Source organism: Glaciihabitans sp. INWT7 (genome assembly GCF_014217685.1).
In the GTDB taxonomy this organism is placed as follows: Bacteria; Actinomycetota; Actinomycetes; order Actinomycetales; family Microbacteriaceae; genus Lacisediminihabitans.
The window spans coordinates 2,387,480-2,402,191 of record NZ_CP043653.1 but is presented as its reverse complement, the minus strand read 5'-3'; the positions used below and the strand labels follow the sequence as shown (position 1 = coordinate 2,402,191).

Annotated in this window: 10 protein-coding genes; 6 read left to right on the top strand and 4 right to left on the bottom strand. The window is 64.9% G+C overall.

Features of this window, described 5'->3' with window-relative positions; all coding sequences use genetic code 11:
* The first annotated feature begins 4 nt into the window (after positions 1-4).
* The 3 genes from F1C58_RS11635 to F1C58_RS11625 are packed head-to-tail and all read left to right on the top strand — an operon-like array spanning position 5 to position 4,039.
* Positions 5-958 (top strand): carbohydrate ABC transporter permease, encoded by a 954-nt coding sequence (locus F1C58_RS11635; protein WP_185201266.1) that lies wholly within the window; start codon positions 5-7, stop codon positions 956-958.
* Positions 958-1,878, top strand: coding sequence for a carbohydrate ABC transporter permease (locus F1C58_RS11630; RefSeq protein WP_185201265.1), 921 nt, complete (start codon positions 958-960; stop codon positions 1,876-1,878). Before F1C58_RS11635 ends, F1C58_RS11630 begins: the two co-directional genes overlap by 1 nt.
* Before the next feature lie 46 nt (positions 1,879-1,924).
* Positions 1,925-4,039 carry an alpha-galactosidase gene (locus F1C58_RS11625; RefSeq protein ID WP_370543654.1) on the top strand — a complete coding sequence of 705 codons (2,115 nt, stop codon included), beginning with the start codon at positions 1,925-1,927 and terminating at the stop codon, positions 4,037-4,039.
* A gap of 119 nt (positions 4,040-4,158) precedes the next feature.
* On the opposite strand, the gene F1C58_RS11620 is transcribed toward F1C58_RS11625, so the two are convergent.
* The gene (locus tag F1C58_RS11620) at positions 4,159-6,006 is read right to left on the bottom strand and encodes a CocE/NonD family hydrolase (RefSeq protein WP_185201264.1); all 1,848 of its coding nucleotides are present in this window, start codon (positions 6,004-6,006) and stop codon (positions 4,159-4,161) included.
* Between the two features lie 214 nt (positions 6,007-6,220).
* Between F1C58_RS11620 and F1C58_RS11615 the strand changes: the two genes are divergently transcribed.
* On the top strand, positions 6,221-7,204 hold the full coding sequence (locus F1C58_RS11615; protein WP_185201263.1) for a sugar-binding transcriptional regulator: 984 nt from the start codon (positions 6,221-6,223) through the stop codon (positions 7,202-7,204).
* A 169-nt stretch (positions 7,205-7,373) separates the two neighbouring features.
* Positions 7,374-8,882 carry a glycerol kinase GlpK gene (gene glpK, locus F1C58_RS11610; protein WP_185204122.1) on the top strand — a complete coding sequence of 503 codons (1,509 nt, stop codon included), beginning with the start codon at positions 7,374-7,376 and terminating at the stop codon, positions 8,880-8,882.
* A 16-nt stretch (positions 8,883-8,898) separates the two neighbouring features.
* Here glpK and F1C58_RS11605 read toward each other — a convergent pair whose 3' ends face one another.
* The 3 genes from F1C58_RS11605 to F1C58_RS11595 form a co-directional block, all read right to left on the bottom strand.
* Positions 8,899-9,672 carry a GAF domain-containing protein gene (locus F1C58_RS11605; protein ID WP_185201262.1) on the bottom strand — a complete coding sequence of 258 codons (774 nt, stop codon included), beginning with the start codon at positions 9,670-9,672 and terminating at the stop codon, positions 8,899-8,901.
* Positions 9,673-9,714: 42 nt separating this feature from the next.
* Positions 9,715-10,068, bottom strand: a complete 354-nt coding sequence (locus tag F1C58_RS11600) for a hypothetical protein (protein WP_219731968.1) — start codon at positions 10,066-10,068, stop codon at positions 9,715-9,717.
* A gap of 119 nt (positions 10,069-10,187) precedes the next feature.
* Positions 10,188-13,583, bottom strand: a complete 3,396-nt coding sequence (locus tag F1C58_RS11595) for a bifunctional proline dehydrogenase/L-glutamate gamma-semialdehyde dehydrogenase (RefSeq protein WP_255461081.1) — start codon at positions 13,581-13,583, stop codon at positions 10,188-10,190.
* A 110-nt stretch (positions 13,584-13,693) separates the two neighbouring features.
* On the opposite strand from F1C58_RS11595, the gene F1C58_RS11590 reads away from it, so the two are divergent.
* Complete coding sequence (locus F1C58_RS11590) at positions 13,694-14,596, top strand: LysR substrate-binding domain-containing protein (RefSeq protein ID WP_185201260.1); 903 nt, start codon at positions 13,694-13,696, stop codon at positions 14,594-14,596.
* Positions 14,597-14,712 lie beyond the last annotated feature (116 nt).

Genomic DNA, 14,712 nt, shown 5'->3' with positions numbered 1-14,712 from the left:
CACAATGGCCGACACCCCCATCGGCGCGTTCGCGCCGGCCAGGAGCGTCAAAGCTCCTGGCCGGCTCCGTCGCCGCTACAGCCTGCTCACTCGTCGAGACAAGATCGTGCTCGCCGTCATGGTGACGATCCCCACTCTTATCCAGCTGGTCTTCATCTGGATTCCGACAGTGCTGTCCATCCTTCTGTCGTTCGTGCGGTGGAATGGCTTGGCGTTCTCCGATATCCGACCTGCCGGCACGGCGAACTACGATTTCGTGTTCAAGGACTATCCGCCGTTCATACCGGCTCTGCAACACAATGTCCTGTGGCTGGTTTTCCTCGCGGTGATCGCCACACCCATCGGTCTGTTGCTCGCCATCCTGCTCGACCAGAACATTCGCGGTTCGCGGATCTACCAGAGCATCTTCTTCGCTCCGGTAATGCTCTCGCTCGTGTTGATCGGTGTCATCTGGCAGCTGTTCTACTCCCAGAACAACGGCCTGCTCAACTTCCTGCTCGGTACTTCTGGAACCCCTCGAGCCATCGACTGGTTCGGTGACCCGAACATCAACATCTGGGCCGCGCTGATCGCGGCCACCTGGCGTCATGCGGGCTACGTGATGATCCTCTATCTGGCGGGCCTCAAGGGCGTTGATCCGGCTCTTCGCGAAGCCGCTTCGCTCGACGGAGCAAACGCGGTGCAGACCTTCTTCCGTATCGTCTTCCCGGTGATGCGCCCGATCAACATCGTGATCGTCGTGATCACGATCATCGAGTCGCTGCGTGCCTTCGACATCGTCTACATCATCAACGGTGGTCGAAACGGGTTGGAGCTCATCAGCGCACTGGTGATTCAGAACCTCGTCGGCGAGGGGCAGGTCATCGGAGTGGGCTCGGCTCTCGCCGTGATCCTGCTGGTGGTCTCGCTCGTGCCGATCGTCATCTACCTCAGCCGTACCTTCAAGAAGGACGCCTAATGTCTACAGTCACCACGCGACCGCCGAAAGCTCCCGCTCGGTCGGGATCGCCGAACAAAGTGGGATCGGTGCAGCGCCCCCACTACGGCACGCACATCTTCCTGATGATCATGGCGGTGGTCTGGCTCATCCCACTCGGCTGGGCCATCTTCACCGCGTTGCGCCCGAAGGCGGATACCGACAAGTACGGCTATTTCAGCTTCGGCGGATCCTTCAACTTCGCGAACTTCGTGACCGCGTGGAATCAGGGCGGCTTCAGCAAGCTGCTCTTCAACTCCGCGATCATCGTGGTGCCGACAGTGATCCTCACCCTCTTCTTCGCGTCGATGATGGCGTTTGCGGTGAGCCGTTTCACCTGGAAGTTCAACGTCACGCTGCTCATCATGTTCACCGCCGGCAACCTGCTCCCCCCGCAGGTGCTCGCCGCTCCGCTGTTCGAGATGTTCAAGCACTTCGAGCTGCCGTACAGCGTGAGTGGATCGGGAAGCCTCCTCAATACGTACTTCGCCGTGATCGCGGTGAACACCGCGTTCCAGGTGGGCTTCTGCACCTTCGTGCTGTCCAACTACATGAAGGCGCTGCCCGCGGACATGACCGAGGCGGCCTTCGTCGACGGTGCCGGGATCTGGCGCCAGTACTGGTCGATCATCATGCCATTGACCCGCCCGGCTCTCGCTGCGCTCGGAACGCTCGAGGTCATCTTCATCTACAACGACTTCTTCTGGCCGCTGCTGTTCATTCAGAGTGGGGACATGCTTCCCCTCACCACCGGGTTGAACAACCTCAAGGGCCAGTTCCTGTCCAACTACAACCTGCTCTCTGCCGGCGCGATCATCACGGTCATCCCCACCCTGATCATCTACCTGGCTCTCCAGCGCCAATTCGTCGCCGGGCTGACGCTCGGGGCCAGTAAGGGATAAGAATGCTCACTCACCCGTCACGTCTTCGAACCGACGGCGCCATCGCGTGAGCGACATCGTCAACCTGAGGGGTGGGGGATCGGCGTTCGTGCTCGACCTGTCGGGTGAGACTCCGGTCATCGTTCACTGGGGAGCCGACCTGGGCGAGGCGATCCCGGCGGTGCTTTCCGCCGGTCCGGTCGCGCACTCCGCGCTCGACGATCCGCACGCCCAACATCTCGTGCCGCAGGCATCGAGCGGATGGCGCGGCCGACCCGCCCTCGAGGGCCACCGTCCCGGCGGCCGCGCGTTCTCTGCTGCGCTCGTCACTACCGCAGCCCGCGCGATCGCCCCCGACGGCCACGAGATCACGCTCGCTGACGCTGCCGCGGGACTCTCGCTCGTCGTGGAGTTCCATCTCGGTCAGGAGGGGATGCTGCGAATCCGCAGCACCCTCACGAACGTCGGCACGGATGACTATGCCCTGCAGTCGCTGAGCACCACGCTGCCCACCGGACTCGGTGCCGCGGAGATTCTGGATCTCACCGGTCGCTGGTGCCGGGAGCAGCATCCGCAGCGCCAGTCACTGCGCCAGGGCACCTGGCTTCGCGAGTACCGCCACGGCCGCCCGGGCCACGATTCGTCGCTTTTCACGGCGGTGGGGACTGCCGGTTTCGGCAACCGTACCGGCTCCGTCTGGGCCACGCATTTCGGATTCAGCGGCAACCGGGTCACGGCAGTGGAGAAGACACCCACCGGCCCGGCGCTGATCGGCAACGCCGAGTTGCTGGGCTCCGGGGAGATCGTGCTGGCCGCGGGTGAATCATACGAGACGCCCTGGACCTACGCCTCCTTCTCCTCCCGTGGGCTCGACGGAGTGACGGACACCTTCCACCGGTGGCTGCGGTCGCGCGCGCAGCATCCCTCGGGGGTGCGCCCGGTGGTGCTCAACACCTGGGAAGCGGTGTATTTCGACCACAACCTCGACAGTCTCGTCGAGCTCGCTGACCGGGCGGAGCTTCTGGGCGTCGAGCGTTTCGTACTCGACGACGGCTGGTTCCGTCACCGTCGAAACGACAAGGCAGGGCTCGGCGACTGGTACGTGGACGAGGACGTCTGGCCTCAGGGCCTCACCCCGCTGATCGACGCGGTGCGCTCCCGGGGCATGCAGTTCGGGCTGTGGGTCGAGCCGGAGATGGTGAACGAGGACTCCGATGTGATCCGTGCGCATCCCGACTGGGTCAGCGGTGCCGGTCTCGGTCGTACCCCGGTCGAATGGCGCTACCAGCAGGTACTCGACCTGGTGAATCCGGATGCGTTCGCGTACATCTTCGATCGCCTCGATGCTCTGCTCACCGACAACGCGATCTCCTACCTCAAGTGGGACCAGAATCGAGATCTCACGGAGATGGGTCACGACGGTGCGCCCTCGGCTCACGAGCAGACTCTCGCCGCCTACCGGCTGATCGATGCGCTCCGCCGAGCCCATCCAGAGGTGGAGATCGAAAGCTGTTCCTCCGGCGGCGCTCGGGTCGACCTCGGCATCCTGGAACGCACCGATCGGGTCTGGGCATCCGACTGCAACGATGCTCTCGAGAGGCAGACGATCCAACGCTGGACCGAGGCGATCCTGCCCCCGGAACTCGTGGGAACCCACGTGGGGCCCACGACCTCGCACACGACGGCTCGCACGCATTCACTGTCGTTTCGGGCGATCACCGCAATGTTCGGCCACTTCGGCATCGAGTGGGATGTGCGCACCCTCGACGAGTCGGACCTGTTCGAGCTCGGCGAAGCGGTCGCGCTCTACAAGAAACACCGCGCGCTCATCCACTCCGGCCGTGCGGTGCATGCCGACCTCGTCGACCCGGCCTACCTGCTGCAAGGGTCGGTCGCCCAGGATGGTTCGGAGGCGATCTTCTCCTTTGTCAGTGTTGCCACTTCCTTCGACGAGGTGCCCGGCCGGGCGGGATTCCCCGGATTGAACCCCGACACGAGCTACGAGGTGAAGGTGGTCTTCCCCTCCGCGACCTCGCCCTATGGGAGTAGAGGCAACGTCAGCTGGATCCCGGACGGATTCACCGCGACCGGGCGATTCCTCGCCGAGGTCGGCCTTCCCATGCCCGTGCTGAACCCCGAGCAGGGAGTGCTCATCCACCTGGTGGAGACTGCGGGCGCCTAGCGCCGACCCCGGCCCTCCGGCCACTGACTCAGGCCGACGGCACGGGCCGACGGCACAGGCCGACGACACAGGGCCCGACTTCATGAGAAGCCGGGCCCTGTGTCGGTGTGCGGGGAAGGTCAGCGGTAGGTGAGGGTGTTGGTGACCGAGATCACCGTCACCACCGCCGCACTGATGAATCCGCCGATGTAGGGGTTGTTGGTCACGCGGTAGATCTTGCGTCCGATGACCGCCGTCACGAACAGGATCACGATGACCGGGAAGAGCCAGATCGAGAAGATGCCGCCGAAACCGGGGATGAGCTCCCCGGTGATGGCGAACACCGTGTACTGGGCTGCGACCAGGATGATCGGGGCGAGGGAGTTGAACAGCGCGAGTACCGCGGTGTTGCCCCACTCTCGACCCCGGATGGTGAAGCGGTTGAAGCTGTTGATCGCCACGGAGTTCGCAACGAAGTAGATCAGGAACAGCGGCAGGTACATCAGCGCGATTCCGAGCTTGTCCACGGTGAACGGGGGGATGGCGAGCACCCAGAGTCGGAAGTCGGTCTGGAAGAAGTAGCCGACGACGAAGACGATTCCGAAGGCGGCGACCACGGTGATCAGGCCGAGCAGGATGCCCAGCCAGAACTTGCGCCACCCGGGGAGAACACCCGATTCACGCAGGCTGAGGCCGTTGCGCTTTCCGAAGAGCTGGTAAGACACGGTCATGATGACGAGGGCTGCGATGCCGTTGATGGCAGCCCACAGACCGATGAAGAACACCGCCCCCTGGGGGATCAGCGGGGGTACGCCGACGAATACGGCCGTCGAGAGGGCAGTCGTCTGGCTGAGCAGCACGTAGCTCACGGCGGAGAAGACTGCCGAGACCACGAGTCCGCCCCAGAACCACCGGAGCCCGATGCGAGTGTTCGGAGCGAGGACAGCCGGTCGCTCGTAGCGCAGTCCAGCAAACAGTCTGGCGCCGAGCAGCGCGCGAGCGAAGGCCAGCAGGAAGATTCCAAAGCCGACGAGGCCGAGCGCGTTGAAGACCGCCTTGACCTGCCAGATCTGCGATCCCGGTGCGATCGCGTTCGGCGCGCCGAGGGACTTGTCGAAGAAGGTGAGCAGCCCCCTGACCTCGCTCTGTGAGATCGGTCCCCACGGGTGGGTCTGGGCCGGGTTCTCGATCACCCGGATCGCCTGGCGGCCGTCGACTTCTTCGGAGTACTGCTTGTAAGAGCTGCGAGTGCTTTCGCCGGACGGGTCGGCACCGAAGTGCAGAAACGACTGCGCGTTGGGCGTGGTGATGTACTGGCGCGGGGTGGTGAGGGCTTTTCCGTTCTTGTCGTAGCTACGGAAGAAGAACTCGTCGTACTGGTCGGCCATGAGACCGACATCCCGGTTGCCGTAGTAGTTCACGTACGTGCCGGTCTTCGGGTCCGCGTAGATCGGGTCGTTGTCGACGAGATAGACGGACTTGATCAGAGGGGTATCCGCGGCGTTGTCGAGACCGACGGCCCAGTTGGCCGCCCTCGCCCCGTTGGAGTGACCGCTGATGCCGATTCGCGAGGTGTCGACGTAGGGGAGACGCGAGATCTCCTTCACCGCATCGTACATTCCGGTCGCGGCATCCATCTCCTTGCCTTCAGGCATCGACGAGGAGCTTCCATGACCGTACATGTCGATCGACATCACCACGTAGCCACGGCGCGCAAGCTCGACGTAGTTGGAGTCCTGCATCTCCTTCTCGTTCCACCAGCCGTGAGCGAGCACGATCGCCGGCAGCTTCTTATCGGCGCTTGCGGCGGCCGGCTTCAGCAGCAACGCGCTCAGCGTCTGCCCGGATTCTGTCTCCCAGCTCATACTCTTGATGGTGACCGAGCCGCCGGAGGTCTGCACGAGCGAGGCTCCGATGGCAGACACGAGGCAGAGCGCGAGGGAAAGCACGAGCCAAAACCCGTTGCGTTTCACCAGGGTGCGATTCATTGATCCAGACTCCTTTGTTGGGTTCAAGGCTGTGTAGTGCGCCAGCGGCCGGATGGTCGTTGTCAGGCGCTCCTCAGAAACTTATGGGAGGTGCTGGCGGCCGCTGTGCCTCGTGCGAAAGGTTGCACAAATGTGCAGCGCTCGATTTCGTAGGATGTTCCCTGCCCAGCACGATTTCACAGAGACGCTGCACGAATGTGCGAGATCAGGACCCATGCCACACCCCGACGAATGCCTCGATGAACGATCAGAGAGTGCCCTACAGGCCGCCCAGATGTATTACCTGCAAGACCTCACAATGGAGGCGATCGCGAGCGAGCTCCACACCTCGCGCTCGTCGGTTTCCCGGCTTCTCGGTCACGCGCGTTCCTCAGGGCTGGTGGACATCCAGATCCGCTCCCCGCTCGGCCGTGCTTCGCAGCTCGAAGAGGAACTGCGATCGAAGTTCGGACTCACCGCCCACATCGTGCCCGTACCCGACAACACCAGCAGCATCGATCGGCTCGAGCGGGTGGCGATGTCTGCGGCGCGCATCCTCAATCGGTTCTTCGACTCGAACATGACCCTCGGTGTCGCGTGGGGCTCGACGATGAGTGCGGTCAGCCACCAGCTGATTCCCAAGGAGACTCACAACTCGCGCATCGTGCAGCTCAACGGTGCGGGCAACAACCAGACCACGGGCATCCTGTACGCGAGCGAGATTCTCCGACACTTCGGCGAAGCTTTCTCGGCTCAGGTGCAGCAGTTCCCCGTGCCGGCGTTCTTCGACGATCCTCGAACCAAGGAGGCGCTCTGGCGGGAGCGGAGCACGAAGCGGGTGCTCGACATCCAGGCCCGCATGGATGTCGTATTCTTCGGTCTCGGATCTCCCTTCGCCGAGGTGCCGAGCCATGTCTATATCGGCGGATACCTGGAGGCCGAGGACTATCGCAGTCTCACCGAAGCCCGCGTTGTCGGCGACGTCGCCACGGTCTTCTACCGGGTGGATGGATCATTCCGCGACATCGCGCTCAACTCCCGGGCCACCGGTCCCGACCTCGATACACTCCGTCGGGTGCCGCGGCGGGTGTGTGTCGCTTCGGGCCGAGCCAAGCTCCCCAGCCTGCGGGGAGCTATTGCAGCCGGCCTGATCACCGACCTGATCGTGGACGAGGGGCTCGCCCGTCGCCTTGCCGAAACCGGTTCCGTGCGCCCCTGATCGGCGCTGTCAGCCGGGTCGTGCACATCTGTGCATCGGCCTGTGGCGAAAGACCCTCGTGTTCTACATTGGGTTTCGACACCGCCTCGACATTCGAGCGGACTGCCGCCGACAGCCCTCGGGGTTGCCTATCGATACACCGCGTTCGATAACAAAGGAGTTATTTCTCATGACTGATTACATTTTGTCGATCGACCAGGGTACGACGAGTACTCGCGCCATCATTTTTGATCATTCGGGCTCGATTGTTTCGTCGGGTCAGTTGGAGCATGAGCAGATTTTTCCGCGGGCGGGGTGGGTGGAGCATGATCCGAAGGAGATCTGGGATAACACGCGTGAGGTGATCGGGCAGGCTTTGTCGAAGGCGAATATCACCCGGCATAACATCACCGCTGTGGGGATCACGAACCAGCGGGAGACTGCGGTGGTGTGGGATAAGACCACCGGGGTTCCGGTGTATAACGCGATCGTGTGGCAGGACACCCGCACTCAGTCGATCGTGGATCGGTTGGCGGATGGGGATGTCGATCGGTACAAGCAGAAGGTCGGCCTGCCGCTCGCGACGTATTTCTCTGGCACGAAGATCGTGTGGATTTTGGAGAACGTCGAGGGGGCACGGGAGAAGGCGGACGCCGGGGACCTGCTGTTCGGTACCACCGATTCGTGGGTGTTGTGGAATTTGACCGGCGGAATCGAGGGTGGTGTTCATGCCACCGATGTGACCAACGCGTCGCGGACCCTGTTCATGGATTTGGAGACCCTGGCCTGGGATGAGTCGATCCTGGCCGACTTCGGGGTTCCGGTGTCGATGCTGCCGGAGATCCGGTCCTCTTCCGAGGTGTACGGGATGGTGTCGGAATCGTCCCTGTTGCGGGAGGTTCCGGTGGCGGGGATTCTGGGCGACCAGCAGGCGGCCACCTTCGGGCAGGCCGCGTTCGATGCCGGGGAGTCGAAGAACACCTACGGCACCGGCAACTTCCTCATCTTCAACACCGGGGAGGAGATCGTCCATTCCAAGAACGGACTGCTGACCACCCTCGGATACAAGTTGGGGGATGCGAAACCGCACTACGCGTTGGAGGGTTCGATCGCCGTCACCGGGTCGTTGGTGCAGTGGCTGCGCGACAACCTCGGCCTGATCAAAACGGCCCCCGAGATCGAGGACCTGGCCAAAACTGTCGACGATAACGGTGGGGTGTATTTCGTGCCCGCGTTCTCGGGCCTGTTCGCCCCGTACTGGCGTTCCGATGCGCGTGGCGCGTTGGTGGGCATGACCCGGTATGTGAACAAGGGACACATCGCCCGCGCCGCGTTAGAGGCCACCGCGTTCCAAACCCGCGAAGTATTGGACGCCGTCAACGCCGACTCGGGCGTGGACCTGACCGAGCTGAAAGTCGACGGCGGCATGATCGCGAACAACACGCTCATGCAGTTCCAGGCCGACATCCTCGGAGTCCCGGTCGTGCGTCCCGTCGTCGCGGAAACCACCGCCCTCGGAGCCGCGTACGCGGCGGGCCTTGCGACCGGGTTCTGGTCCGACCTCGACGAGTTGCGGGCCAACTGGCAGGAAGACTCCCGCTGGACCCCCAACATGGACACCGACGAACGCGACCGCCAAATCCGCCTCTGGAAAAAAGCCGTCACCAAAACCTTCGACTGGGTCGACGACGACGTCTGATTGCTGACAAACGCGACTACGGCCGCGCTCCGACCCAGAGCAGTTCCTGCACGCGCAGGGCGAGGTTCCTGAGGAGCGCGGCCTCGGCGTCGCTGAAGCGCCGCGGTGCATCATCCATCACGCAGAGGGCGCCGACGCGGTGGCCGTCGGGCGCTTCGATCGGGTACCCGGCGTAGAATTTCACGCCGCCCGGCCCGGTGACGTGGGGACCGTCGGCGAATCGCGCGTCGTCTCGCGTGTCCTCGATCACGAAGTGTCGTGGTTCGTCGATCGTGACGTTGCAGAAGGCTTCCTGGCGAGGAATGACGGAGCCGATGAATCCGACGGCAGACTTCGTCCACTGCCTGGTGTCGTCGATGAAGGTGATCGCGGCCATCGGCACATCGAAGAGGTCGCGGGCGATCGAAGCGATCAGGTTGAATGCCTCGTCGGGTTCGGTGTCGAGGATAGCCAGGGAGTCGAGCGACAGTTGCCGCTCCCTCTCGTCGACCACCACGGCTTCATGTCGAACCGCACCGGGCCTGCGAAGCACCTCACTCATGAGCGGGGCGGCAAGTGACGCCCAGCGTTCCGCAGCGGTCGTGCCGGTTGAGCGGAGGGTCTCGAAGTCGTCGAGACCGATGACAGTCGAATGTGGGTCATCCGACACGAGTTCCGCGGTGACCGCCGTGAATTGACGAGACTGGCGCTGCACGAAGGCATTGAACGTGCGGGGGAAAAGTGTCGCCGAGCCGATTATCGGCATCGAGACGATGAAGATCTCAGTTCCGGCCGCGGACCTGCTGCGCACGATCTCGAGAAGTTCCCGGATATCTCTTCGCCACGACGTGGTCTACCTCAGTTCGAAGGCTTCGACCGCCCCGACCACCAGGACGATCGCGTCGAAGCGGTCGAGAGTGAGTTCCGACAGCGTGACGGCGCAGGCCTTGGCCGTCATGGTGGTGGACACGCGAATCTCGAGGTCGACGCCCCGACCGCTCAGTACCGCGAGCCGACGGGCGAGCTGTCCGGCGAAGGCGAGGTCGTGCGTCACAGTGCCGTAGCCCGCAGCAATTCCCGTACCGCTCAGGAGCACTCGCACGGGATCCACGCCGGCTCCGTGCACTGTCGGAGAGTCGACGGGCGAAGGAGAACGCTCCCAGGAGTTGACAGACTGGCGCAACCACAAGGCGATCAATGGGCGCATCACCGAATTCACGACATGAAGAATCATTTCGGCCCCCAGACCGGGCGATTGCCCGCGGCGCTGTCACGCACCGTTCGGAAGAGCCTACTCTCTGTGCCCCGAACGAGGGCCAAAAGCACTCAGACGAGTGAGTCTGTCAGGTGATTGGGGGTTCCGAAGCGGTGCGCGGTGATGCTCACCGCCTGCTCACGAAGGAACGGCAGCAGTTCGATGCGACCGGCTGGCGTCACCGGGCCACTGTAGACCGCGACATCCGGCCTGCCGCCGATCGCCACGGCCAGAGCCACCGGATCTCCGCCGATGAGGCGGATGCGGCCGGTCTCGAGGGAGGGGAGCCGGGAGAGCCAGGCCGTGTCGTCCTCGACGACCATCGGGAGGTCGGCGAGCGCCTCGCTCGTCGCGGAGCTCGAGACGGTCAGGCGAGATCCCGCGAGCAGGCCGGCACCCACGACCCGAAGCAGTTCGCTGAGGGGCGCACCGTCGCTCAGTCGGATGGTCACCGGCACAGGGAGATAGCGGAACACATTGCGCTCGGCCGCCAGGGCGGAGACATCCTCGGTCAGGCCGAAGACGGTGTTCCAGGCCGCGGCATCGCTGCCGAAGGCTCCGGACAGCGAGTCGTCGACCGCGAGGAGTGCCTTCACGGCGGGGTGGGTGATCGCTTCGCCGGCCGCGGAGTGATGCGCCGGGACCCAGGATCCGAGACCCACAAGGTAGTTCGGTCCGCCGGCCTTGGTGCCGGCACCCACCGAGGACCTCTTCCAGCCGCCGAAGGGCTGGCGCTGCACGATGGCCCCGGTGATTCCGCGGTTCACATAGAGGTTGCCCGCCTGCACGGTGTCGAGCCAGAGGGCGAGCTCGGTGGAGTCGAGAGAGTGGATGCCCGCGGTGAGACCGAAGTCGGTCTCGTTCTGCATGGCGATAGCCTCGGTCAGCGTGGAGGCGGTCATCACGCCGAGCACCGGACCGAAGTACTCGGTCTGGTGGAACGCGGACCCGCGCCGTACCCCGCCGCGCACCCCGGGCGTCCAGAGCTGGCCGTGCTCGTCCAGCTTGCGCGGCTCGACCATCCAGGTTTCTCCCTCACCGAGAGTGGTCAGGGCGCCGAGCAGCTTGCCCGTGGCGGGCTCGATGAGCGGCCCCATCTGCGTTGCCGCGTCGGAGGGGTAGCCGACCTTGAGCGAAGCGACCGCATCACGAAGCTGATTGGTGAAGCGGGCGGATTCGGCGACCGATCCGACCAGGATCACGAGCGAGGCGGCAGAGCACTTTTGGCCGGCGTGACCGAAGGCAGACGAGACGACATCCTTCACGGCGAGGTCGAGATCCGCGCTCGGCGTGACGATGATCGCGTTCTTGCCGCTCGTCTCGGCGAGCAGCGGGAGGTCGGGGCGGAATGACCGGAAGAGCTCGGCTGTCTCGTAGCCGCCGGTGAGGATCACCCGGTCGACCGACGGATGAGAGACCAGGTTCGTGCCGAGATCGCGCTCGCTCAACTGCACGAGTTGCAGCACCTCGCGCGGCACACCGCCCTCCCACAGGGCTTCGGCCAGCACGGCGCCGCAGCGGGCCGAGAGCGCTGCGGGTTTGAGGATGACGGCACTTCCGGCGGCGAGGGCTGCAAGGGTCGAGCCCGCGGGAATGGCGACCGGGAAGTTCCACGGCGGCGTCACGACCGTCAGCTTCGAGGGCACGAAGCTCGCGCCATCCACGGTCTCGAGGCCGCGGGCGAGTTCGGCGTAATAGTGGGCGAAGTCGATGGCTTCGCTGACCTCGGGATCGCCCTGGTCGATGGTCTTGCCGGCTTCACTCGCCATCACCTCGAGCAGTTCCGCACGTCGAGCACTGAGAGCGTCTCCGGCACGGTGCAGGATGGCGGCACGCTCCGCCGCCGGTCGGGCGCCCCACGCCGCGCCTGCCGCTGAGGTGCGTGCGATCAGGCGGTCGAGCTCCTCTGCGTCGGTGATCGACGAGGATGTGACCGCCTCGACGCCGAGGCTCGAACCTGGCACGCGCGCGATGATTGCGGCACTCCAGGCGCGGTTCGCCGGAAGCGAGGGGTCGGTGTCGGCAGTGTTCTCGAAGCGGTCGCGCGGCGCGACCTCGGCGACGGCGCGATCCTGGGTGCGGCGAGGAAGCGGGATGCCGCGGTCGAGCTGGGCGAGCGAGGCGAGAAAGCGTTGCTTCTCCCGCTCGAACAGCGCCTCGTTGCTGGAGAGTTCGAAGACCGCCGACATGAAGTTGTCCTGGCTGGCCCCCTCCTCGAGTCGGCGGATCAGGTAGGCGATCGCGACGTCGAACTCCTGGGGGTGCACCACCGGGGTGTACAGCAGGAGGCCGCCGACATCTTTCTTCACGGCCTCCGCCTGGCCGGTGGCCATGCCGAGCAGCATCTCGAACTCGATGCCGTGTTGCACACCACGCTGCTCCGCGAGGAGCCAGGCGTAGGCCACGTCGAAGAGGTTGTGGCCGGCGACGCCGAGGTGCAGCGCATCGATTCGGTCAGGCCGCAGGGCGTAGTCGAGGATGCGCTTGTAGTTGGTGTCGGTGTCTTTCTTCGTGGACCAGGTGGCGAGCGGCCAACCGCGAAGCGACGACTCGACCTGCTCCATCGGCAGGTTGGCGCCCTTGACGAGGCGCACCTTTATCGAAGCGCCCCCGGCGGCGCGGCGCCGCGCGGCCCAGTCGGCGAGGGTCACCATCGCGGAGAGCGCGTCGGGCAGGTAGGCCTGAAGCACGATTCCCGCCTCGAGCTTGGCAAAGCGTGGCTGGTCGAGAATGCGGGTGAAGACGGCGACCGTGAGGTCGAGATCTTTGTATTCCTCCATGTCGAGGTTGATGAACTTGGCCGGGGTCGAGGAGGCCGCTCGTTCGAACAACGGGGTGAGGCTCGCGACCACGTGCTCGACATCCGCCTCGAATGCCCAGGGCGAGTGCGGGGCGACGGTGGAAGAGACCTTGATCGAGACGTAGTCGACGTCGTCTCGCGCCAGCAGCGCATGGGTGCCGGCCAGGCGGCGAGCGGCTTCTCGTTCGCCGAGCACCGCTTCGCCGAGGAGATTGACGTTGAGTTTCGCTCCGCCGGCTCGGAGAGAGCCGATCGCCGCGCCGAGACGTCGAGGTGTGGCATCCACGATGAGATGGCCGACCATGCCTCGCAACACCCGACGGGCGAGGGGAACGACGATGCCGGGTAGTACCGGCGCGAAGACACCACCGAGACGCACCGCCGCCCTCAGGTAGCCGGGAAGGAAGGCAGGCACACGCGGCGCGAGCGCGGCGAGGTTGCGCGCCGCGACCGTCAGATCCTCCGGGCGGATGACACCGTCGACGAAGCCCACCGTGAAGTCGAGCCCCTGTGGGTCCTTCAGCACTCCGGCGAGGCGCTGCGCGGAGGCATTGACCGGCGCCTGTGCACCCTCTTCGAGCCACCGGCGCACGAGCGCGACACAGCGCTCCGCAAGCTCGGGGGAGAGGGCGTCGTCGAGAGAGGTGGACGTGGCGGTGTCGGTCACGGGAATCCTTTCGGGGTGATCTGATCTCAGTATTTATCGCGGCATCCAGTTAGGTAAAGCGACCGTTTCTGACGAGTATTCTTAAGCGCAAATGATTGATGGGAGACCCGATGCTGGATGTGCGCCGGCTGCGGCTTCTGCGCGAACTCCAGATCCGTGGAACCCTCGCGGGGGTCGCGGAAGCACTTAATTTCAGCCCCTCCGCGGTGTCCCAGCAGCTGAGCCAGCTGGAGAAGGATGTCGGTGTCGAGCTGCTGCGATCGTCAGGCCGCCGCGTGGTGCTCACGCCGGCCGCCGAGATCCTGGTGAGTCACACGGCGGAGGTGCTGCGCACGCTCGAACGTGCCGAAGCCGAGCTCGCCTCCTCCCTCACGACGATCACCGGCACCGTGCGCGTGGCGGTCTTCCAGTCGGCAGCGCTCGCGATCATGCCCGATGCGCTCGCCATCATGGAGTCGGAGCATCCCGAGGTGCGGGTGGAGATGGTGCAGCGCGAGCCGGAGTCGGCCCTGCGGGAGACCTGGGCGCGGGACTTCGACCTCGTGATAGCCGAGCAATACCCGGGCCACGCGGCCCCGCGGCATCCGGAACTCGATCGGCGCACCCTCACGACCGATGCGATCCGCCTCGCCACGCCGCCGACCGACCGCGGGCGGCTGCATCCTGCCTCCATCGAAGGGGCAGCGGATGCCGCCTGGGTGATGGAACCCCGCGGAACAGCCTCCCGGCACTGGGCCGAGCAGGCCTGTCGCCGCGCCGGGTTCGAACCCGATGTGCGGTTCGAGACGGCGGACCTGCAGTCGCACATCCGTCTCGTCGAGTCGGGGAATGCCGTCGCCCTCCTCCCCGACCTGGTCTGGATCGGCCGGGGGACCTCGGCTCAACTGCTGCTGTTGCCGGAACATCCGCAGCGCACTATCTTCACCTCGGTGCGCGAGGCGAGTAGCACGAGGCCCGCGATCGTGGCGATGCGCGCGGTACTCGACCGAGCGGTGCGCCGGGTCGCCGGCTGACCCGCGGACGCTCCGTATCGGGCCCCCGTGCCGAAAACGCAGGAGATTCGCCCCGAAATGCCGTCGATCGCGGCCGGAAGGCGCTTTCGATGGCGAATCTCCTGCGCTTCAGGTGA